The sequence below is a fragment of the Pseudomonas floridensis genome, assembly GCF_002087235.1.
In the GTDB taxonomy this organism is placed as follows: domain Bacteria; phylum Pseudomonadota; class Gammaproteobacteria; order Pseudomonadales; family Pseudomonadaceae; genus Aquipseudomonas; species Aquipseudomonas floridensis.
Map to the genome: position 1 here is coordinate 1 of NZ_MUIO01000066.1, position 20,998 is coordinate 20,998.

The window sequence follows — 20,998 nt, forward strand, 5'->3', positions numbered from 1 at the left end:
GGTTGACGCGGCGTGCCGACGGGCCGGCTTCCCAGACGATTTCCGGGTAAGCGTCCAGCGGCGGCGCTTCCAGCGAGGCCGGGCCGGTGCCGTCGAGCACGAAGTGGGCATGACGGGTGGCGGCGCAGTTGGGGATCATGCAGACCGGCAGCGAAGCCGCGTGGGTCGGGTAATCCATGATCTTCACGTCGAGCACGGTGGTCAGGCCACCCAGCCCCTGAGCGCCGATGCCCAGTTGGTTGACCTTCTCGAACAGCTCCAGACGCATCTCTTCGATACGGGTCTGCGGGCCGCGTGCCTTGAGCTCGTGGATGTCGATGGATTCCATCAACACTTCCTTGGCCATGACCGCTGCCTTCTCGGCGGTGCCGCCGATGCCGATGCCGAGCATGCCCGGTGGGCACCAGCCCGCGCCCATGGTCGGAACGGTTTTCAGCACCCAGTCGACGATCGAATCGGACGGGTTGAGCATCGCCATCTTCGATTTGTTTTCCGAACCGCCGCCCTTGGCCGCCACGTCCACTTCCACGGTGTTGCCCGGGACGATGGAGTAGTGGATGACCGCCGGGGTGTTGTCCTTGGTGTTTTTGCGAGCACCGGCCGGATCGGCCAGGATCGAGGCGCGCAGGACGTTTTCAGGCAGGTTGTAGGCGCGACGTACGCCTTCGTTGATCATGTCGTCCAGGCCCATGGTGGCGCCATCCCAACGTACGTCCATGCCGACGCGTACGAAAACGGTGACGATGCCGGTGTCCTGGCAGATGGGGCGATGACCGGTCGCGCACATGCGCGAGTTGATCAGAATCTGGGCGATGGAGTCGCGGGCGGCAGGCGACTCCTCACGCAGATACGCCTCGTGCATGGCCTGGATGAAATCCACGGGGTGGTAGTAGGAAATGAATTGCAAAGCGTCTGCAACGCTCTGAATCAGGTCGTCTTGCTTGATCACGGTCATGCGGCGCGCTCCTCTGTAAGGACGGGAACATTCAATTACGCTATCGGCGACAGTCGAGGACTGCGGCGTGAACCCGAGCTGTCAGGGTAGCCGTAGCGGGCGCAAAAAGGCGCGGCAGTATAACCTGCCCGACAGGCCAGTCTGTACAATCGCCGTTATTTTCTGCACGGGGCGTCTTGATGCCGCATTTGCATGTCGGTGACCGCAGTTGGACGGTGACCGAAGCCAGTAATTTGCTCGACGCCCTGAATCAGGCAGGCGTTGCGGTGCCTTACAGTTGCCGGGCGGGCAGTTGCCACGCGTGTCTGGTGCGCTGCGTGAAGGGCGAGCCGATAGACTCGCTGCCCGAAGCGCTGCCTGCCGAAAAGCGTCAGCAGGGCTGGCGGCTGGCATGTCAGTGCAAGGTGGTTCAGGACCTGACCGTCGAAGTGTTCGATCCTTTGCTGGACGGCTTGCCGGCCACGGTGCAAAGCTGTGACTGGCTCAGTCCGACCGTCTTGCGTGTGCGGCTGGAACCGGGCAAGCCGTTGCGCTACCGCGCCGGACAGCATCAGGTGTTGTGGAACGGGCAGGGCGTGGCGCGGCCTTACTCGCTGGCGAGTCTGCCCGGTGACGATGCCTTTCTGGAGTTTCATCTGGATTGCCGACAGCCTGGCGCGTTCTGCGACCATGCGCGCCAGTTGCAGGTCGGCGATGAGTTGAGACTCGGCGAACTGCGTGGCGGGGCGCTGCGTTATGACCCGGACTGGCAGGACAAACCCTTGTTGCTGCTGGCGGCCGGCACCGGCCTCGGGCCGTTATGGGGCGTCTTGCGTGAGGCGTTGCGTCAGGAGCATCAGGGTGCCATTCGTGTGATCCATTTGGCTCACGACGCGCAGGAACATTATCTGGCGGCTGAACTGCAGGCGCTGGCAGAGAATCATCCTCTGCTACAGGTTCAGCTGATCACCCAGGACACCCTTCAGAGCGCGCTGGCCGACCTGCGCCTGCTGTCGCGCCACGCCATGGCGCTGGTGTGTGGCAGCCCCGAGAGTGTCGAGGTGTTTGCCAAACGGCTGTACCTGGCCGGGCTGCCGCGCAATCAATTGCTGGCGGATGTGTTTGTCGGGCGGGAGTGATGGCGCATTCGCGGACAGTTGGCTCCCACCAGAGCGTGTGCCTCGTTTGGGAGAGTGATGGCGCACTCGCGGACAAGTCCCCACCAGAGTGCTCCACCAGAATGATTTGCACCTCGCGTGGGAGCGGACTTGTCCGCGAGTAGGGTTGCGCAGGCACAAAAAAGCCTCGGCTCTTGCGAGACGGGGCTTTGTCTGTTGCGCTGAACGTCAGACCAACGGGTCGCCGACGTGCAGGATCTTCATGCCGTTGGTGCCACCGATGGTGTGGTAGCTGTCGCCCTTGGTCAGGATGACCCAGTCGCCTTGCTCGACCAGACCGCGTTTAAGCAGTTCGTCGACAGCGGCCTGGCTGACCTGACCTGGTGGCAGGGCTGCCGGGTCGAACGGTACGGTGTAGACGCCACGGAACATCGCGGCCCGTGCCTGCGTGGCGCGGTGCGGGGAGAATGCGTAGATCGGCACGGAGGAGCGGATGCGCGACATGATCAGCGGGGTGTAGCCGCTTTCGGTCAGCGCGATGATCGCCTTGACGCCCGGGAAATGGTTGGCGGTGTACATGGCCGCCAGCGCGATGCTTTCGTCACACCGGGTGAACGAGTGACCGATGCGGTGGCTGGAAGTCTTGCCCGTCGGGTGCTTTTCAGCGCCGAGGCAGATGCGCGCCATGGCCTGCACTGCTTCGATCGGGTACGAGCCCGCAGCACTTTCCGCCGACAGCATGACAGCGTCGGTGTAGTCGAGCACGGCGTTGGCCACGTCGGACACTTCAGCGCGGGTCGGCATGGGGCTGGAGATCATCGACTCCATCATCTGCGTGGCCACGATCACCGCCTTGTTGTGGCGACGTGCGTGCAGAATGATGCGTTTCTGAACGCCGACCAGTTCGGCGTCGCCGATCTCTACGCCCAGGTCGCCACGAGCAACCATCACGGCGTCACTGGCGCGAATCAGTTCGTCGAGCACTTCGTCGTTGGCAACGGCTTCGGCGCGTTCGATCTTCGCCACCAGCCAGGCCGTACCGCCGGATTCGTCGCGTAGTTGGCGTGCGTATTCCATGTCGGCGGCGTCGCGCGGGAAGGACACGGCCAGGTAGTCCAGGTCCATTTCGGCAGCGAGCTTGATGTCCTGCTTGTCTTTTTCGGTCAGCGCCGGCGCCGTCAGGCCACCGCCGCGACGGTTGATGCCTTTGTGGTCCGACAGCGGGCCACCGATCAACACGGTGCAGTGCAGTTCATCGGCAGTTTGAGTGTCGACGCGCATGACCACGCGACCGTCGTCGAGCAGCAGCTCGTCGCCCACGCCGCAATCCTTGACCAGATCCGGGTAGTCGATACCCACGATCTGCTGGGTGCCACTGGTCAACGGGTGAGCGGTGGAGAAGGTGAACTTGTCATCGACTTTCAGCTCTATCCGCTTGTCGGTGAACTTTGCGATACGGATCTTGGGACCCTGCAGGTCGCCCAGCAGAGCGACGAAGCGCCCGTGTCTGGCGGCGATATCACGGATCAGTTTGGCGCGAGCCTTATGCTCATCCGGGGTGCCGTGGGAGAAGTTCAGACGGGCAACGTCGAGACCCGAAAGGATCAGTTGCTCAATGACTTCCGGCGAGTTGCTGGCAGGGCCAAGTGTGGCGACGATTTTGGTGCGGCGAACGGTCATGCACAAACTCCTTAATTGAAGCGCAGCGAGAGGCTACTCCTGTCTGGGTCTTTAGTCATTGTTCCTTTGCACTACCTTGCTGCAGGCAGGCAGGGCAATCGGCTGACGGCCGGTGTTCGATTGGCCTGAAGAAATTGGATGTCGAGCCGATAAATGGCAGAGAACAGGAGACTCCCATGCGTATTGTAACGATTGTTGTATTACTGGCTGCGGTCAGCGGTTGCACCCGTTGGGCTATGAACTCCAACCTGGATCATGCCTATCGCGCTTATCAGGAAGGCGACTGCGATCGAGTGATGCTCGATCTGTCCAAGGTCGAACGTCAGAGCCGTGAGCGTCGCTACGTGCAGCCGGAGGTTTCGATGCTGCGCGGTCAATGCCTGGAGCGACAGAAGCTTTACGTCGATGCCGCGCAGACGTATCAGTTTCTGATGACCCAATATCCGGCCAGTGAATACGCCTACCGTGCGCGGGCTCGACTCGACACGCTGGCGCAACTGGGCCACTACCCGCCAGCCCAGCCTGCAAGACCGATTCCTGCCTCAAAATAATTACACCCGATTGGATGATTGGTGTCGTATTCGGGTGGATGTTAGAAGGATTTGCGCTAGGCTCTCTGTCAAGGGAATGAAAGGGCCTGAAGGCCCTAGTCTAGGGAGTTCCTGCGGCATCCGGTTTTGTTGTATGGCTGCAGGAATGAAAGTTCTACGTGACCATGCTGATTGGTCTCTGAAGGCGGCCTGCCATGCTAAAAGAGCGAAAAATCGAACGACACCAGTTGCAGGAATATCTTCAGGTTTTCAATCGACACACAGACCGCCCACTCGGTTGTCTGGGAAACGTTTCCGAAGAAGGACTGATGCTGATCAGCAACATTCCTTTGCTGGTGGGTGCGCGTTTTGATTTGCGTTTGAGATTGCCACGCAGCGAAGGGCTCAAGACCATCGATTTCAACGCGAAGTGCCTGTGGTGTCATGAAGACGAGACGCCGGGCTGCTACGATTCCGGTTTCGAGCTTGCTGAAGTGTCAGACGATTATCTGGAGCTGGTTCGCGTGTTGCGCCAGTACTTTTGCTTTTATCCAACCTTTGAGGCTTCGGCCTGACGCGCTTGATGTGGAGAAAGCGGGTCAGAGTGTTCCCGCTTTCTTCCAGCCGAGGTAGCGCGTCACCAACTGTGCGCCCAGTTCTCCCGGGCGCGCATCCATCACATTGATGCCGTGTGCGACAAGGTGCTCGTGCAATGTTGACCGCGCATTGAGAAAGTTGATTGTCCCGCAGTAACTCAGGGCTTCGTCGTACGTCTGTACAGTCGAATGCCGAAGGCTGTCCAGCACTTCCTCCCTGAGGCTGGCGACCAGTACCCGGTGTCGGCTTCCCAGATGTTTCACTGCCGTCATCAGCTCATCGTCGTCCTCATCGCGCAGGTTGGTGACCAGCACCACCAGGCAACGTCTTTTCTGGCGGGCCAGCAACTGGCGAACGGCCGCGCTATAGTCGGCCGGCCGCTGCGTGGTCTGCAGGTCATAGACGGTGTTGAGCAGCAGGTTCAGCTGGCCGTGGCCTTTGACTGGCGACAGGAAACGGTTTTGATCACCGGCGAAGGTCGTGAGGCCGACGGCATCACCCTGGCGCAAGGCAACGTAGCTGAGCAATAGACAGGCGTTGAGCGCATGATCGAAATGCGACAGATCACCGTCCTGACTGCGCATGCGTCGACCGCAGTCGAGCATGAACACGATCTGCTGATCCCGCTCGTCCTGATACTCGCGTGCGATGGGTGATCGCTGTCGGGCGGTGGCTTTCCAGTCGATCTGCCGCAGGCTGTCGCCTTCGCGAAACTCACGCAACTGATTGAATTCCAGCCCCAGCCCACGACGTTGCGCCTGGCGCACGCCGATCTGGCTCAGCCAGTTATCCACCGCCAGCAGTTGGCCGTCATACAGACGTGCAAAGTCCGGGTAGACACGTGTGGTGCCCGGCAGGGGCAGCCGACGCCGAGCGGACCATAGTCGCAAGCCGCTTTGCAGATGGGCCTCGCACTGCTCGAACGTGAAATGACCCCGTTTGAGGGGGCGCACCCGATAGCCTAGCTGCGCTTTGCCTTTGCGCGCGACGTCGAGGGTTTGCGGCAGATTTTCCGATTCCAGACCGTCTGGCAGATGGTCGATGATCTGCAGCCTCAACGACGTACCGCCATCGTGTTCGATGTCCAGTCGCACCTCGTCCCAGCGGCCCAACGCCAGACTGCCGGGCAAGTGCCGCTGCAAGCGCGGGGAAGGCTGACGGGTCAGGCGAAACCCGTCGAACAGGCAAATCCCCGCCAGTCCCAGCAGGGCTGCCCAATACAGAGTATCGATCCGTTTCGGATAGTCGATGCCCAGCGCGTCGATTATCCCGAGCAGCACAGCGATGCCTGCCAGTCCGCCAAGCCAGCGCAGAAGCAGGGTCGATGGCTTCAATAGCTGTTTCACAGACGCGGCGCCGGGACCTGATCGAGAATCTGCCTGAGCACCTGATCCACCGACAACCCTTCGATATCCAGCTCCGGCGACAGCCTCACCCGGTGACGCAACACGGCCAGCGCGCACCCCTTGATGTCATCCGGAATCACGAATTCGCCGCCGCGCAGCAAGGCTCTCGCTCGGCCGCCACGCACCAGCGCAATGGACGCCCGCGGACCTGCGCCCAGGCTCAGCCCCGGCCAGGTGCGGGTGCTGCGCGCCAGTCGCACGGCGTAATCCAGCACTTGATCATCCAGCGGCAGATCGCTGGCAATGCGTTGCAATGCCTGCACTTCGCGGGCCTGCATGACCACTTTCAGCGGCCTGACATCGAGCATGTCCGCGCGGGTCGAGCGGGTGACCTGGCGAACCATGTCCAGCTCTTCCTGGGCTTGAGGGTAATCCATGCGCAGCTTTAGCATGAAGCGGTCGAGTTCGGCTTCGGGCAACGGGTACGTGCCTTCCTGCTCGATGGGGTTCTGGGTCGCCAGCACCATGAACGGCTGCGCGATGGGCAGTGCTCGACCTTCCAGCGTGACCTGCCGTTCCTGCATGGCTTCGAGCAACGCAGCCTGAGTCTTGGCCGGGGCGCGGTTGATTTCGTCGGCCAGCAGCAGGTTGGTAAAAATCGGTCCCTTGCGCAGTTTGAACTGCTCGGTCTGCAGGTCGTAGACCGCATGACCGGTTACGTCGCTGGGCATCAGATCGGGGGTGAACTGAATGCGGGCGAACTCACAGCCCAGGCAGTTGGCCAGCGCCCTGACCAGCAACGTTTTGCCCAGCCCCGGCACACCCTCGAGCAACACATGACCACCGCCTATCAGCGCCGTGAGCACATCGTCGATGACGGCATTCTGGCCAATGACCGCTTTCTGCAATTCGCTGCGCAGTACCTGAGCCAGATGGCTGGCGCGCTGGCGCTGCTGCGCCTGATGATTCGCCGCAGACTCGGCATTCGCCGCGACACCGGGCTCGACGGCCCCCGGCGGCTGAGGCACGTGATCGCTCAGCGAGTCCGGCGTCCCTTCAACGGTGACATGCGTTTTATCGTCCATAAATCAAACAGTTACCTTTTCAGTTGGTCCGGCGTGCGAAGTCTGTGGGTCAGCGACCTGTCAGGTTTGCTTCAGCGAAAACGGGGTAGGGCATGAGGGGAGCGCTTCAACACGTTAGCCTAGCGGTGAAGGTAACCTTAAAGAGACAGGTCGGGAAGGTCGATTCTGGCGCTGGGACGTGTCTGGTGGCGTAGGAATTGGCTGATGCTGATTGAGGTGCCGGGCCATCGGGCTCAATCGTCCTCACAGCGCAATGCGAGCGCGAGTCCATGGATTTACCCAAGATGAAGCCTGTCCGGCTAATTGATGCAGGCCCTTCGGATGGGGCCTGATCAACGTCTTCTGGTCAGAAACAGACCGTACCCGTCAAAAGAAGACGGTCGCCCGATCTGCAGCGCCATTGTTATCGAACGTTCTTGTCCAGAAACTCACGAATCACCGGAATGATTTCCCGGCCGTGGGTTTCGAGCGCGAAGTGTCCGGTGTCATAAAAGCGAATGTCCGACTTGGGCAGGTCGCGCTTCCAGGCCTCGGCACCGGCCGGGAGGAAGAACGGATCGTTTTTCCCCCATACGGCCAGCAGCGGCGGCTGGTACGTGCGGAAGTAGGTCTGGAACGCGGGATACATTGCCACGTTCGAGGCGTAGTCCAACACCAGGTCGAGCTGAATGTCCGCATTGCCAGGCCGCGACACCTGCAACCCTTCCAGGGTGTAGCCATCCGGAGAAACTGAAGTCTTGTCGCTGACCCCTTCAAGGTATTGCCACTTGATAGAGGCCGGTGTCGGGAAGTCGTGCAGGGCTTCACGGTTCTCTTGTGTCGGTTCGCGCCAGTATTTTTGAATAGGCGCCCAGCCAGTACCCAGTCCTTCTTCATAGGCATTGCCATTCTGGGAAATGATCGCGGTCACCCGCTCAGGATGGGCTACTGCCAGACGCCATCCCACCGGAGCGCCGTAGTCGTGAACCATAAGTGCGTAGCGATCGAGCTTGAGCTGTTCGGTGAACTGGCCGACAGTCTTCGCCAACTGGCTGAAGGTGTAAGTGTAGGTGTCACTGGCGGGCGCTTCGGTAAAGCCAAACGCAGGCAGATCCGGCGCGATCACGTGATAACGATCAGCCAGATGGGGAATGAGGTCGCGGAACATGAACGACGAGGCCGCAAAGCCGTGAAGCAACAGGACTGTGGGCGCGCCGGGGTTGCCCGCCTCGCGGTAGAACACTTTTACGTTACCCACCTGCTCATAGCGGTAATGAACCGGGCTGGCCGCATGTGCGGACTGCGCGCCACCAGCAAGCAGTGACGCTGCGAGTCCGGCAGCCGCGATGGATCTGGAAGAGGTCATGAGGGTTCCTTGTAACTTCTAAAAATAGATTTTTAGGTTACAGCGTTGTTTTGTAACCAGTCAAATATATTTTATTGGTTACATGGTGGCGGCGAGCGCAGGTGCATTGCGTCCGGAATGTATTCGAGGCGGGGCGTCGAGAACGGCGTGGGAAAGGGAGAGTGGGGGCAGGAATGGCGCGTCGGCGTGGACCGGAGCAACGAGACTCGTCGAGCCTGCCTTGGATCCGTGGCTGCCAGACGTGAAAAAGCCCGGCGAACCGGGCTTCTTGTAATCGAGCTGGACTTATTTAGCCGCTTTCAGCTTGATGACATCACCAGAGATGGTGGTGGTGTAGCCATTCAGGACCCAGGCCCAGAACCACTTTTCCTGCACTTGGGTATTGATCAACGCATCGCCACCCTTGGCCTGGATGGCAGCATTCTGAGCGCGAACAAAACGGTCGTTCTGACGAATCGGGATCAGACCGAACAGCATCAGGCCGGTAGCACTGGCTTCACTGTGACCAACGACGGTGTACTGATTGCTGTCGTACTGTTGGGTCTTCATGGCGGTGCCGGTGCAACCCGCTAGAACCAGACCACACACTGCAGATACAACGACTTTACTAAGGGACTTCACGATGTAACTCCATGGACGATAGCCCGGATCCAATTCGCGGGCGCGACACTTTACGCGTTGAGCTCGAATTTTTGTAACAATTTCATCTTGTTATCGTCAGCAGATCTGCCTTTCAGCCAACGCTCCCGACCGGTCAGCAGGGGATGAGGCGTTCCGGTTCACAGCGCATTCCTAAGCGTCTGCAGGTGCGCCACCTGACGGGTGAAGTCGCCATGCGACAGACGCTGCTGCGGTCTGGGGCGCAGTGCGTCGCTAATGGCGCTGGTGGGCTGGCGGGTAAGGCGCGACAGCACTTGCCATTGCTCGGCGACGGCCAGTGATTCAAAGCCAGGATGCAGTTGCCGGGCGCGGCGCAGAATGTCGTGCTGCAAGCTTTTCAGCAGCACGTCCTGTCCGCTGCGTCTGCTCAGAAACCCGGCACTGGCCCGCAGGTGTTCGGTCAGTTGTCTTCGGGCGCGTGCGGCAGGCAACCGGACGGGACCTTCACGCAGTCCCACATGCCAAACACCCAGGGCGATCAGCAGCACGAAGGCGACCAGGGCCAGCGAAAAGTGGCGCAACAGCAGGCTGAGCAAGTTGTCATGTTCGGTTTGCAGCAGCATTGTCACGTCACTGTCCTGGGTCAGGTACCACAACAGCCAGGCGTTGTCGTATTTGCCGATCGAGCGGGTCTTCCACAGATAGGCGTCGGTGAGCACGGTGATCAGTCCATTGCCGTGGCTGATCTGCAACATGTGCGTGGCGTCGGCGCTGTTGGCCCATGAATCAGCGTGGTCTTCGGGGTCTTCCAGATGGAAGGCCGGATCGAAACTCATGAACGCTGGCGCGTTTTCATTTTCAAGGTACAGACGCGTCAGCTCCGGCCACTTCACTTTCTGCCCGGCAGGTGACGGCGTGATCAATGGAATGGGGAGGCTGGGCCGGGTGTCGTCCGTTTGCCGGTCCTGCGCCTTGATGTCTTTGGTCAGGTACTGGCGAATCTCGAGCCTGTCGAGCAGCAGGTCGCCGCTACGGCCTTTTTGCTCATCCCATAGCTGTTCCGCGACGAACAGCAGGTGTCCGCCGGAATCGGCCCAGTTCAGCAGGCGTTCGGTCTGGGCCGGGGTCATGTCTTCCCGGTCATCGAGCAGCAACAGCGTCTGTGGTCGTTGCCGTGCATCCGGCAGCTCGTTCAGGGTACGGGTGATGGTGACCGGCACGGAGCGATGGCGCAGAAACTCTGCCGCGGCCAGATAAGGGTTGGCACGTGCCTCGGGGGAGGGGCCTTGATCGACGGTTTTTTCGTAGCGCTCCAGATGACTGGCTGCCCACACGCTGACGATGATCAGCAGCATCAGCGCGAGTCCGCCGATCAGCGCGGTGCGGCGATTCATGCCTGGATCTCCGGCCCGAACAGTCTACGCCACGCTGTACACAGCTCTTGCTGCGACTGTGGCGGTGGCGGGCGATGGCCGTAGGCGAGGTTCTGCCAGTGGGTGGTCAGTGTTCGACTGAATTCGTCGAGCTGTGGCTGATTGAGCCGGGCCACGCGCTCGAGTACCTGTCCTTCGGTGTCGGCGTTTCTGAGGGGCAGGTGATAGTCGGTCAGCAGGCGGCTGAGGAGGGCGCGATACAGCAGACCCAATGCTTCGCGGGGCGAGCTGGCCCAGAGTCTTTCCGCGCTGGTGGCAACATCGTCGGGCAGGCTTGCTGCGTTCACCTGCAGGCCGAAGAGCTGTTCAGGCGTTTCGCGGGGCTGCTGAACCCGTTGCGGCTTGCGACTGACGAACGTGCCCAGCCAGGTGCGATAACGCCAGACCAGAACACCGATCAGGACCAGTGCCACGGCCCAGAGCAGTATTTCGAACAGGCTGGCCAGAGCGCTCGCTGCCGCCAGCAGCCGGTTGAGCCACTCGATGAGAAAGCGCCCGTCGCCCGGACTTGCCGGGCTGGCCGCGTTGTCCGCTCGCTCCGGAAAGCGCCAGCCGGACACCGTTTTGGGATTCTTGAACGGCGGCGCTTGCAGGACGTTGCGGATTTCGTTTCGGGCGGCTTCGCTGGTCAGCGTCTGGTGGGTGAGGCGTGGTGAATCGGGTGCCGCGCTGATGAGCGCCGGTTCTGTCGGGGGCGATTCGGGCAGTGGGCAGCTGTAGCTCTCCGACTCCGCCATGGCCGATTGCGGCACTGCCGAGAACAGCAGCCCGGCACTTATCAGCAACACGTAGGCCGTACCGACCAGACGCTGACGCAGGCGCCGAAAGGTCAGTTCGATGTCCCAGGCCTCAAGGACAGTACGACGATTGAGGTAGAGGGTGAACCCGCAGGCGACGTAGATGGGCTCCCACAACACCAGGGCCAGCACATAAAACAGGTTGGTCAGGTGTTCCAGCCAGTTCAGGCTGGCATCAGTGTCGATCAGCGTCAGCCACTGCCAGTCGATCTCGATCTGCTGCGGAATGAACAGATAGAACAGAATCATCAGGCCGATCCATAGCGAGTATTCCAGGTGCGCACCGACGATGGTCAGCAGACGGGCGGCCCGCAAGTCTTTCTGGCTGAGCAGGTTGATGCGCAGTGCACGCTCGGTCCCCGCAAGATTTTCCAGTTGCTGCACCGGCAACTGGAAGCTACGGGTCAGGCTCAGGCGACGCCAGAGCAGGCTGGGCAGCAGCTGGTTTTTCAGGGTTTTTGGCCAGGCTTTGAGGGCCTGGCTCAGCGTTGGCTTCGCGCCGAACAGCGCCTGCGACAGAATCAGCAGTGGCAGGCGATCGAAAGCCGGTTTGAGCCACCAGAACAGGAACACTACCAGTGAAGGGTAGTCCCAGAGCAGCAGGCAAAGCAGGGCGAACACGGGCAGGGTGACGATCGCCCAACTGCTCATCAGCAGCACGCGGTGCTCACGCGCCATGAGCACGCCCAGATCGACCGCCTCCCAGGCGGTGCGCGGACGGATGGCAACGCTCGATTCAGTCAGGCGCATGTGTGGTCCGCCCTGCCAGTGTCAGATAGGCGCCCACCAGCACCCAGAGAGTGATGCCCACCAGGTACTTGATGAGCGGCGTCGGCCAGGTCATCGAAGACCAATAGGCTTCGATGAACGCGGCGATCAGCAGAAACAGGATCACTCCTCCGATCAATTGCACGCTGCTCTTGGCGGCCAGACGCAAGGCTTCACCGCGTGTCAGTCTGCCGGGCGCCAGCAGCGCCCAGCCCAGCTTGAGACCGGCGGCCCCGGCCAGCGCGATGGCGGTCAGTTCGAAGGCGCCGTGACCAATGACGAATGACCAGAAGGTCTGGCCGGAGCCAGTATCGGTCAGATGGCCTGCGACGGCCCCGATCATCAGGCCGTTGAACAGCAGGAAAAACAGGCTGCCCAGCCCGAACAGCAATCCGCTGGCATAGGTTTGAAAGGCGATGCCTATGTTGTTCATGATGTAGTAGCCGAACATCATCCAGTCGTCATCGGAAGCGCGCTCCATTGCCTGGCCGATCCGGCTGGCGGCCGGGTCGTACATGCTTTGCATGTCGGCCAGTTGTTCAGGGCTGACGACGCTGTAGACCAGGTCGGGAAAGCCATACACCAGCAGGCCCATGCCGATCAGGCTGCCGAAAAACAGCAGGCTGGCGGTCAGTACGAAACGCCATTCGGCGCGTACGCTCCTCGGGAAGCCGGCCAGGATGAACGTCAGAAACTGAGCCCCCGGCGCACTGCGATGCCGGTACAGTTGCTGATGCCCGCGCATCGCCAGTTGATGCAGCGGATCGATGAGGTGGCTGCTATAGCCTCGCTCCTGAGCCAGCGCCAACTGGTGACAAAGTCGACGGTAATCGGCCGGAAAACGTTCGCTGGTCTTCGAATCGGCCTTGCCGCGTTCAAGCGCGTCCAGGCATTCGCCGAAGTGTTGCCATTCAGTCTGATGACGGGCTTCGAACCGGGTCTGTTTCATGGCGACCCCGTCAGGCTGCGCGCAATACCGTTGACCTGAGTGACGGCGTGGTCTGCAGACAGTTGCAGCGGTTCGACGAGAATTGTGGCCAGCTCCTGGGTGCGCGCTGGCGACAGCTCTGTCTGGCGCTCGGCCAGACTCATCAGCGCACGTTGCTCTTCCAGTTGCAATGCGACCGGCACGACGAAGGGCTCAGCCTCGGGCATGGCAGGGCGCTGCGTGGGCCGGTCGGTATGAATCACCAGCGTGCCGGCAGCCAGATCGCCAAGGCGTTTGAACTGAGGATGGTTCAGGCAACTGACCGCACCGACGCTGTAGGCAAGTGGCAGCATGTCGACGAAGCGCAACAGGTTACGGGTGAGCGAGGAGGCCCAGGCGATGGGCGTGCCGTCGTCATTGATGACCCGCAGGCCCATCGCCCGTTTGCCTGGCGTGCGGCCCTGATTCAATACCTCGAACAGCACCATGTACCACCAGTTCACCAGGAACAGCGCGATGGCGGCCAGTCCCATGCCAAGTTTGTCGAAGAGCTGGAGAACCAAGAAGAGCGCGCCGAGTGCCAGGGCGCGGATGCCCAGGTCGATTGCAAACGCCAGCGAGCGCACGACCAGACCCGCAGGACGAAGGATCATGTCGATGCCTTCCGGGGTCTCGATGGCGATGCGGGTATCCAGCGGAGGCTGCGCTGCAATCCCTTGCGAAGCGGGAGGCGATGACATGATGGGGAGGCGTTACCTGAAGGCGAAAACTGATGCTAGCTACCACTGCAGTGCTAAGCAACCAGCCTTGTAAAACAGACGCTGTAAGAAAACGTGTCGCGGCCATGTCGAGCCTTCCGATTAGCCAAGCGGCGGCCTCACGCCCTACACTTTACGAGTCTCTTGTTCAGGATCAGCCCGTGACTTCCAGCATCTTCTGGTATGACTACGAAACCACCGGTATCAACCCGCGCAACGATCGCGCGTTGCAGATGGCCGGCATTCGTACCGACGCCGATCTCAATGAAATTGCACCGCCGGTCAACCTCTACTGCCAACCCAGCGACGACATCCTGCCGCACCCGGCCGCGTGCGTCATTACCGGCATCACCCCGGCCACGCTGGCGGAAAAGGGCTTGTGCGAAGCGGATTTCATGACCCGTGTGCATGCCGAACTGTCGGCCCCCGGCACTTGCGGGGCGGGCTATAACACGCTGCGGTTCGACGATGAGGTGACCCGTTACAGCCTGTACCGCAACTTTTTCGACCCTTATGCCCGTGAATGGCAGGGTGGCAACAGTCGCTGGGATCTGATCGATGTCGTGCGCGCTGCCTACGCCTTGCGTCCGGACGGGATCGTCTGGCCTGAAGAGGACGGAAGGGTCACGCTCAAACTTGAACGTCTGACCGCCGCCAACGGTATTGAACATGGTCAGGCCCACGACGCTTTATCCGATGTGCGCGCAACTATCGCACTGGCCCGCCTGATTCGTGAAAAACAACCGCGGCTCTACGATTATCTTTTCGCCTTGCGCAGCAAACAGAAGGTTCAGGATCAGATTCGTTTGATGCAGCCTCTGGTGCATATTTCAGGGCGCTTCTCGGCGGCCCGTCATTATCTAGGCGTCGTGTTGCCGCTGGCCTGGCACCCGCATAATCGTAATGCGTTGATCGTTTACGACCTGCACCAGGACCCGGCACCGTTACTGGACTGCGACGTTGAAACACTCAAACAGCGCTTATATACCCGCCATGACGCGCTGGGCGAAGGCGAGCTGCCGGTGCCGCTCAAACTATTGCATATAAATCGTTGCCCGGTGATTGCGCCCATGAGCGTATTGCGTCTGGAGGATCAACAACGTCTGCAGCTGGACATGGCGGGTTATCAGGCGCGTGCGTCGAGCATGACTGAAAGCCTGGAAGTTTGGCAGGACAAACTGCGTGGGCTGTATGGCAAGGATCATTTCATCGCAAGTGAAGACCCCGAGCAGCAATTGTATGACGGGTTTATCGGAGACCGTGATCGCCGACTTTGTGAACAAGTCCGCATTTCCGAGCCCGAGCAACTGGCGCGTGATGCATGGCCATTTGACGATGCGCGTTTGCCTGAATTGTTATTCCGCTATCGGGCCCGTAACTTCCCTGAAACCCTCTCGGCCGAAGAACAACAACGCTGGCATGCATTCTGTCAGGCACGGCTGCACAGCCCGGAATCAGGGGCTCCGAATACTTTGCAAGGTTTTACGAAAGCGCTGGTGGAGTTGTCGCTTAGTGCCACGCCAGAGCAGTTGGCGGTGCTGCGTCAATGGCAGGATCACGTTGAATGTCTGCGTGAGCGGTATGAAAAATGAGCGGACGATGTAGAAAGTGAACTATAAAAAAACGCCAGCAGGCTGGCGTTTTTCAAGTCGCGAACAAGACGACCGTTGAGGCTTAGCCCAGCAGAGTGGCCCAGCTTTCAACTTCGTCACCGCCCCACTTGGCTTTCCACTCTTTCAGCGTCTTGTGGTTGCCACCTTTGGTTTCGATGACTTCGCCATTGTGCGGGTTCTTGTACTGCTTGACCTTGCGAGCACGCTTGGTGCCGGTAGTTTTCACGGCGCCGCCACGTGGAGCCTTGTTTACCTTGGAATCCGGATCCAGCAGAGCAATGATGTCACGCAGCGATTTTTGATATTCGCCCATCAAGGTACGCAGTTTGCCTTCGAATTCCAGCTCGGTTTGCAGTTTGTCGTCTTGCGACAGGTTCTTCAAACGGGCTTGCAGTTCTTTGATGGCTTCTTCTGTGGCACGGTATTCGTTGATCAGGGACATGAGGGGGACCTTATGTTGTGAAGGGTGGCAGGGATACAGTGACGCAATAATAGTCAGAGGAAGTGAGCAAGTAAACATTAAATAAAAGTTTTATTTGAATTATTTAGAAATATACACACGTCCTACAGACTCAGGAACTAGATCGAGCGTGTGTGCCCTACTAAAGAGGGTCGCTATAAAACCCTGCTTAAGTACGGGTCTCGTATAGCGGTGGCGACCAAAAAATGCATACTGGCACGGTGCAACCTTTTTCCTTGAAGGGGGCCGCCTCGCCGCCTGAACTCAGGCAACACAGATACTGCAGTTTTCCCGCGCAGTCGCTAGAATAGCGCCTTTGCGAAGTTCTGGAGTTTCCCCTAATGCGCACTTTTCGTCTGGTGATTGCTTGCCCGGACCGCGTCGGCATCGTTGCCAAAGTCAGTAACTTTCTGGCCTCCCATAACGGCTGGATCACCGAAGCGAGCCATCATTCGGATAATCTCAGTGGCTGGTTTTTCATGCGTCACGAGATTCGTGCCGATACATTGCCCTTTGATCTGGACGGCTTCCGCGAGGCGTTTACGCCGATCGCTCAAGAGTTCGGCATGGACTGGCGCATCACCGATTCGGCTCAGAAGAAGCGCGTCGTGCTCATGGCCAGCCGCGAATCGCACTGCCTGGCCGACCTGCTGCACCGCTGGCACAGTGATGAACTCGATTGCGACATCGCCTGTGTGATTTCAAACCACCAGGACCTGCGCAGCATGGTCGAGTGGCATGACATCCCTTATTACCATGTGCCGGTCGATCCGAAGGACAAGGAACCGGCATTTGCCGAGGTGTCGCGTCTGGTCGGGCAGCATCAGGCCGATGTCGTGGTACTGGCGCGCTACATGCAGATTCTGCCGCCGCAGCTTTGCCGCGAATATGCCCATCAGGTCATCAACATTCACCACAGCTTTCTGCCGTCGTTCGTCGGTGCCAAGCCTTATCACCAGGCCTCACTGCGCGGCGTCAAGCTGATTGGCGCGACCTGCCATTATGTGACTGAAGAACTGGACGCAGGTCCGATCATCGAGCAGGACGTGGTGCGTGTCAGCCATCGCGACAGCATCGAGAACATGGTGCGTTTCGGCCGTGACGTGGAAAAAATGGTCCTGGCGCGTGGTCTGCGTGCGCACCTTGAAGACCGTGTGCTGGTGCATGACAACAAGACAGTCGTCTTCGACTGATCTGTTGTGGCAGGATCGTCCATGCGACGCTCCTGCCAACCCTCCAAGGCGGACATGCCTGTGACCGACCCTCTCGACAAAGCCACCTCCAAAGCACCCGCCACACTGGGCGAAGGCTGTCTGAGCCGTTACGACCCCGATGCCCTGACGCCTGAAAACGGCACCGAATTCGACGGCGCGGCCGAGTTGTGGCGCGAGTTGCAGCAACCCGATGACGAGCCACCCGCACCCTAGGCTGTGGCTTGCGTTCGCAACCAGTCGATCTTGGTCATCGGCTGTCGGCCGTCCGCAAGCAATTGCGTGAGTAGATTCAGCCAGTAATCCCGTGACACCTGATGCAGCATGTCTACTGGGTGCAGCCCGAGGCGGATGGTCGTGGCATCACGCAGCCGGAGCATTTTCAGATCGCTGTAAAGCCTCGATGCTGCGCGTCGCCATGGACTACGTGCGCTCCAGACCAGTCCCGGCGCGGTTATCGGGGTGAAGTCCGGCAGGTTGAACAGGTGTCGCGAATCGCTGGTGTAGCGCAACGGCAATTGCCGCAACGCGTCGCGTGTGCCCTGACTCATTAGCCAGGCTGGTGCGACGAAGCCATGCAGCGGCCAATTGTGGCGCTCGAACGTGGCTATCCCGGCCTCCAGCCGCGCGAGCGCCTGCTGCGAATCCAGGCAATAGAACTCGCCTTCCCACGTATAGATACGACGCATGAAATAATCACGCAGGGTCCTTGGCGTGGGGCTGTCGTCGCAATGGTAGTAACCGTGCAGCGCCAGTTCGTCGCCACGCTCCAGTCGCTCTGCCAGTCGCTGCTGAAAGCGCGGGTCATTGCCGGTCGGGCTGCGTCGGTGAAAATCCGGGACCACCAGCCAGGTCATGTTGACCCGGCCCAACTGATCGACAGCGTTGACGAAGGGTTCGTAGATCGGCCAGCTGTGCGGGGCGACATCATGCAACACCAGCAGCACACTGCGCCGGTTCGCTGTATTCATTCGTTCAGCCATGGGCGAAGGCGGACAGGCGCGTGCCCAGCACGGCCTGATAGTGTCCAAGCAGTCCCGTCACCACCACGTCCCAGCTGTAACGATCTTCAACGTAGCGTCTTGCGGCAAGACCTTTTGCGCGAGCGTCCCGGGAAAACAGCGCTTTCACGGCGGCGGCCATAGCGTTTGCGTCGTTGGCTTCACAGAGCAGCCCGCAGCGTTCCTGCACGATTTCGTTGAACGCCCCGGCGGCGACTGCGACGACGGGAATCCCGCTGGCCATGGCCTCGAGCACCACCAGCCCGAAGGTTTCCTGATCGCCGGCATGGATCAGTGCGTCGGCGCTGGCCAGCAGGCGTGCAAGGCTTGTGGCTTTGCAGAAACGGTGGATGACCGTCACGTTGTCCGGCACCTGATGAGGCATGTGCGAGCCCACCAGCAACAGGTGATAACGCGGACCGAGCGTTTGCAGGCACTGAAGCAGCACCGGCAGGTTTTTCTCTTTGGAGCCACGCCCGGCGAAGATCAGCAGGCGAGTGTCCTCACGCAGGCCCAGTTCGGCTTTCAGGCCCGTATCCCGATGACGGGGGTTGAAGGTTTGCAAGTCGACGCCCAGAGGCTGTACGTGCACATTTTCCACGCCCATGCCCGCAAGCTTGTCGGCCATAACCTGACTTGGCGCGAGCACGCGGTCGAAGTTGCTGTAAAGCTTGCTGATATAAGCCTGTGCGCTCATGCCCATCCAGTTGCCCATGCGGTTGCTGATCAGCAGTGGAAGGTCGGAGTGGTAAAAGCCAATCACTGGAACGTCCAGGTGACGACGCGCATCCAGCGCCGCCCAGGCAGTCAGGTAAGGATCGCCTGCTTCGATCAGGTCGGGTTGAAGCTTGTGCAGCATGTTGCGCCAAGGGGCGACCCGTAACGGAAACCGGTAACCGTTGCTGAATGGCAGCGCCGGTGCCGGGACCCGATAGATGCCGTCGGCATGCGTGGCGCGTGCACCGGGAATCAGCAGGCTGTGGCGAACCCCGGGCTGGCTGTCCAGGCGCGGGTGCTTGGCATCGAGATAGGTGCGCACGCCGCCGCTGGCGGGGGCGTAGAACATCGTCATGTCAGCAATGTGCACGTCCACATTCCTCCGATCTGAAGTCGTCCTCTCTTGACCACCCTGAAGAATAGATGTTCGTACCCGGATCCACCGCTCAGCAGGCAAGCGGCAGACTTACAACCTGGGTGGGAGGATGATGCATTGTCTATTCTGAACGGGTCCTTGTTGCAACCGCTGCGCTGCCGGGCGGCGTGTCTCATGTTTGGGAGAGGGTGAAACATGCACGATTCTCTAGAAATGATTCTGGGCGCCGGTCCTGACGGGCAGCCGGTCTCTCAGGCGTTGCGCCTGGCCAATCGTCACGGCCTGGTCGCGGGTGCGACCGGGACCGGAAAGACGGTGACCTTGCAGCGTCTGGCTGAAGCCTTCAGTGACGCGGGGGTTGCGGTTTTCGCCGCTGACATCAAGGGCGATCTGTGCGGGCTGGGTGCTGCCGGACAGCCGGAAGGCAAGATCGCCGAGCGGATTGCCGGCATGCCCTGGCTCGCGCATCGACCTCAGGCTTATCCGGTGACGTTGTGGGACATCGATGGAAAGTCTGGACATCCACTGCGCACAACGTTGAGTGAAATGGGCCCTTTGTTGCTGGGCAATCTGCTGGAACTGACCGACAGTCAGCAATCGGCGCTCTACGCAGCCTTCAAGGTGGCCGACCGGGAAGGACTATTACTGCTCGACATCAAAGACCTCAAGGCGCTGCTCAACCACTTGCATGACAATCCGCAGTTGTTGGGCGAAGACAGCGCCTTGATGACCAGTGGTTCGAGTCAGGCACTGCAGCGTCGCCTGGCCGTTCTTGAACAGCAGGGCGCCGAGGCGCTGTTCGGCGAGCCGGCCCTGCAACTTGAAGACATTCTGCAGCCGGACGCTGAGGGGCGAGGACGCATTCATCTGCTGGACGCCAGCAGGCTGGTGCACGAAGCGCCCAAAGTCTATGCGACCTTCCTGCTGTGGTTGCTGGCCGAGCTGTTTGAACAGCTACCCGAGCGGGGCGACGCCGATAAACCTTTGTTGGCCCTGTTCTTCGATGAGGCGCATTTATTATTTGCCGATACGCCAAAGGCGTTGCAGGAACGGCTTGAGCAAGTGGTACGCCTGATCCGTTCCAAGGGCGTGGGCGTGTATTTCGTGACTCAATCGCCCGGTGATCTGCCTGATGAAGTTCTGGCCCAGCTGGGGCTGCGGATCCAGCATGGGCTGCGTGCATTCACGGCCAATGAGCAGAAGTCGCTGCGCGCAGTGGCCGAAGGTTTCAGGCCTAACCCCGCGTTCAATGCGTTGAGCGTACTGACCGAACTGGGAACGGGTGAAGCACTGGTCGGCACGCTGCAGGACAAGGGCACACCGGCCATGGTGCAGCGTGTGCTGATCGCCCCGCCCCAATCGCGCATCGGGCCGCTGACGGCTGACGAACGCGCCCGACTGATTGCCGGGTCGTCCCTCGGCAGACGCTATGACAAACCGATTGACCGGGAGTCGGCTTACGAAATGCTCGCTGCGCGTAAGGTGTCCGGGCCGGAAGAGGGCGGTGCTCCGACAGCGAACGGTCAGCAGGAAGACAGTTTCGGCGACAAGGCCGGGGCGTTTCTCGGCGGGCTGGCCGGGCAAGCGATGAAGAATGCCATGCGTCAGGCGGCTAGTCAGTTGGGACGAGAGTTGGTGCGCGGTTTGATGGGGTCGTTGCTGGGTACGAAGAAGCGCAAATGATGCCGCTTCGCCTGGGCG

Annotated in this window: 20 protein-coding genes; 7 read left to right on the forward strand and 13 right to left on the reverse strand. The window is 60.3% G+C overall.

The genetic code is table 11. The annotated features are described in order from the left end of the window. A partial coding sequence (locus BZK31_RS16470) for a fumarate hydratase (protein ID WP_102136510.1) occupies nt 1-955 on the reverse strand: 955 nt, incomplete at its 3' end. Nucleotides 956-1,134: 179 nt separating this feature from the next. On the opposite strand from BZK31_RS16470, the gene BZK31_RS16475 reads away from it, so the two are divergent. Next, entirely contained in the window at nt 1,135-2,073 is a 939-nt protein-coding gene (locus BZK31_RS16475) for an iron-sulfur-binding ferredoxin reductase (RefSeq protein WP_083184018.1), read from the forward strand. A 207-nt stretch (nt 2,074-2,280) separates the two neighbouring features. Here BZK31_RS16475 and pyk read toward each other — a convergent pair whose 3' ends face one another. Beyond that, nucleotides 2,281-3,732, reverse strand: a complete 1,452-nt coding sequence (gene pyk, locus BZK31_RS16480) for a pyruvate kinase (RefSeq protein ID WP_083184019.1) — start codon at nt 3,730-3,732, stop codon at nt 2,281-2,283. A 176-nt stretch (nt 3,733-3,908) separates the two neighbouring features. Here pyk and BZK31_RS16485 point away from each other — a divergent pair, with 176 nt between their 5' ends. Together BZK31_RS16485 and BZK31_RS16490 are read left to right on the forward strand one after the other, a co-directional pair. Then, nucleotides 3,909-4,283, forward strand: a complete 375-nt coding sequence (locus BZK31_RS16485) for a tetratricopeptide repeat protein (RefSeq protein WP_083184020.1) — start codon at nt 3,909-3,911, stop codon at nt 4,281-4,283. Between the two features lie 194 nt (nt 4,284-4,477). Further along, on the forward strand, nt 4,478-4,837 hold the full coding sequence (locus BZK31_RS16490; RefSeq protein WP_083184021.1) for a PilZ domain-containing protein: 360 nt from the start codon (nt 4,478-4,480) through the stop codon (nt 4,835-4,837). Nucleotides 4,838-4,861: 24 nt separating this feature from the next. Here the strand turns inward: BZK31_RS16490 and BZK31_RS16495 are convergent, their stop codons facing one another. The 8 genes from BZK31_RS16495 to BZK31_RS16530 form a co-directional block, all read right to left on the reverse strand. Then, a complete protein-coding gene (locus BZK31_RS16495; protein WP_083184022.1) occupies nt 4,862-6,205 on the reverse strand; it encodes a DUF58 domain-containing protein in 1,344 nt (447 codons plus the stop codon). After that, the gene (locus BZK31_RS16500; RefSeq protein WP_083184038.1) at nt 6,202-7,245 is read right to left on the reverse strand and encodes an AAA family ATPase; all 1,044 of its coding nucleotides are present in this window, start codon (nt 7,243-7,245) and stop codon (nt 6,202-6,204) included. Before BZK31_RS16500 ends, BZK31_RS16495 begins: the two co-directional genes overlap by 4 nt. Nucleotides 7,246-7,693: 448 nt before the next feature. Next, the gene (locus BZK31_RS16505) at nt 7,694-8,635 is read right to left on the reverse strand and encodes an alpha/beta fold hydrolase (protein WP_087881673.1); all 942 of its coding nucleotides are present in this window, start codon (nt 8,633-8,635) and stop codon (nt 7,694-7,696) included. Nucleotides 8,636-8,920: 285 nt separating this feature from the next. After that, a complete protein-coding gene (locus BZK31_RS16510; RefSeq protein ID WP_087881674.1) occupies nt 8,921-9,256 on the reverse strand; it encodes a hypothetical protein in 336 nt (111 codons plus the stop codon). Nucleotides 9,257-9,414: 158 nt separating this feature from the next. Then, nucleotides 9,415-10,629: a DUF4350 domain-containing protein gene (locus tag BZK31_RS16515; protein ID WP_083184024.1), complete on the reverse strand. Its 1,215-nt coding sequence runs from the start codon at nt 10,627-10,629 to the stop codon at nt 9,415-9,417. Next, nucleotides 10,626-12,215 (reverse strand): DUF4129 domain-containing protein, encoded by a 1,590-nt coding sequence (locus BZK31_RS16520; RefSeq protein WP_083184025.1) that lies wholly within the window; start codon nt 12,213-12,215, stop codon nt 10,626-10,628. Before BZK31_RS16520 ends, BZK31_RS16515 begins: the two co-directional genes overlap by 4 nt. Then, nucleotides 12,202-13,182 carry a stage II sporulation protein M gene (locus BZK31_RS16525; protein WP_083184026.1) on the reverse strand — a complete coding sequence of 327 codons (981 nt, stop codon included), beginning with the start codon at nt 13,180-13,182 and terminating at the stop codon, nt 12,202-12,204. Before BZK31_RS16525 ends, BZK31_RS16520 begins: the two co-directional genes overlap by 14 nt. After that, the gene (locus BZK31_RS16530) at nt 13,179-13,901 is read right to left on the reverse strand and encodes an RDD family protein (RefSeq protein ID WP_083184027.1); all 723 of its coding nucleotides are present in this window, start codon (nt 13,899-13,901) and stop codon (nt 13,179-13,181) included. Before BZK31_RS16530 ends, BZK31_RS16525 begins: the two co-directional genes overlap by 4 nt. A gap of 179 nt (nt 13,902-14,080) precedes the next feature. Here BZK31_RS16530 and sbcB point away from each other — a divergent pair, with 179 nt between their 5' ends. Beyond that, complete coding sequence (sbcB, locus tag BZK31_RS16535; protein ID WP_083184028.1) at nt 14,081-15,511, forward strand: exodeoxyribonuclease I; 1,431 nt, start codon at nt 14,081-14,083, stop codon at nt 15,509-15,511. Between the two features lie 82 nt (nt 15,512-15,593). Here sbcB and mvaT read toward each other — a convergent pair whose 3' ends face one another. Further along, the gene (gene mvaT / locus BZK31_RS16540; protein ID WP_083184029.1) at nt 15,594-15,974 is read right to left on the reverse strand and encodes a histone-like nucleoid-structuring protein MvaT; all 381 of its coding nucleotides are present in this window, start codon (nt 15,972-15,974) and stop codon (nt 15,594-15,596) included. 359 nt (nt 15,975-16,333) lie between these two features. Between mvaT and purU the strand changes: the two genes are divergently transcribed. Next, on the forward strand, nt 16,334-17,185 hold the full coding sequence (gene purU / locus BZK31_RS16545) for a formyltetrahydrofolate deformylase (protein ID WP_083184030.1): 852 nt from the start codon (nt 16,334-16,336) through the stop codon (nt 17,183-17,185). Between the two features lie 60 nt (nt 17,186-17,245). After that, a complete protein-coding gene (locus tag BZK31_RS16550) occupies nt 17,246-17,419 on the forward strand; it encodes a hypothetical protein (RefSeq protein ID WP_102136511.1) in 174 nt (57 codons plus the stop codon). Here the strand turns inward: BZK31_RS16550 and gpgD are convergent. Continuing rightward, the gene (gene gpgD / locus BZK31_RS16555; protein ID WP_244182694.1) at nt 17,416-18,174 is read right to left on the reverse strand and encodes an N-acetylglucosaminyl phosphatidylglycerol deacetylase; all 759 of its coding nucleotides are present in this window, start codon (nt 18,172-18,174) and stop codon (nt 17,416-17,418) included. The two genes, BZK31_RS16550 and gpgD, sit on opposite strands and share 4 nt — an antisense overlap. Before the next feature lie 4 nt (nt 18,175-18,178). Continuing rightward, nucleotides 18,179-19,291: a glycosyltransferase family 4 protein gene (gpgS, locus tag BZK31_RS16560; protein WP_482822363.1), complete on the reverse strand. Its 1,113-nt coding sequence runs from the start codon at nt 19,289-19,291 to the stop codon at nt 18,179-18,181. A 201-nt stretch (nt 19,292-19,492) separates the two neighbouring features. On the opposite strand from gpgS, the gene BZK31_RS16565 reads away from it, so the two are divergent. Further along, on the forward strand, nt 19,493-20,980 hold the full coding sequence (locus BZK31_RS16565; protein ID WP_083184033.1) for a helicase HerA-like domain-containing protein: 1,488 nt from the start codon (nt 19,493-19,495) through the stop codon (nt 20,978-20,980). Nucleotides 20,981-20,998 lie beyond the last annotated feature (18 nt).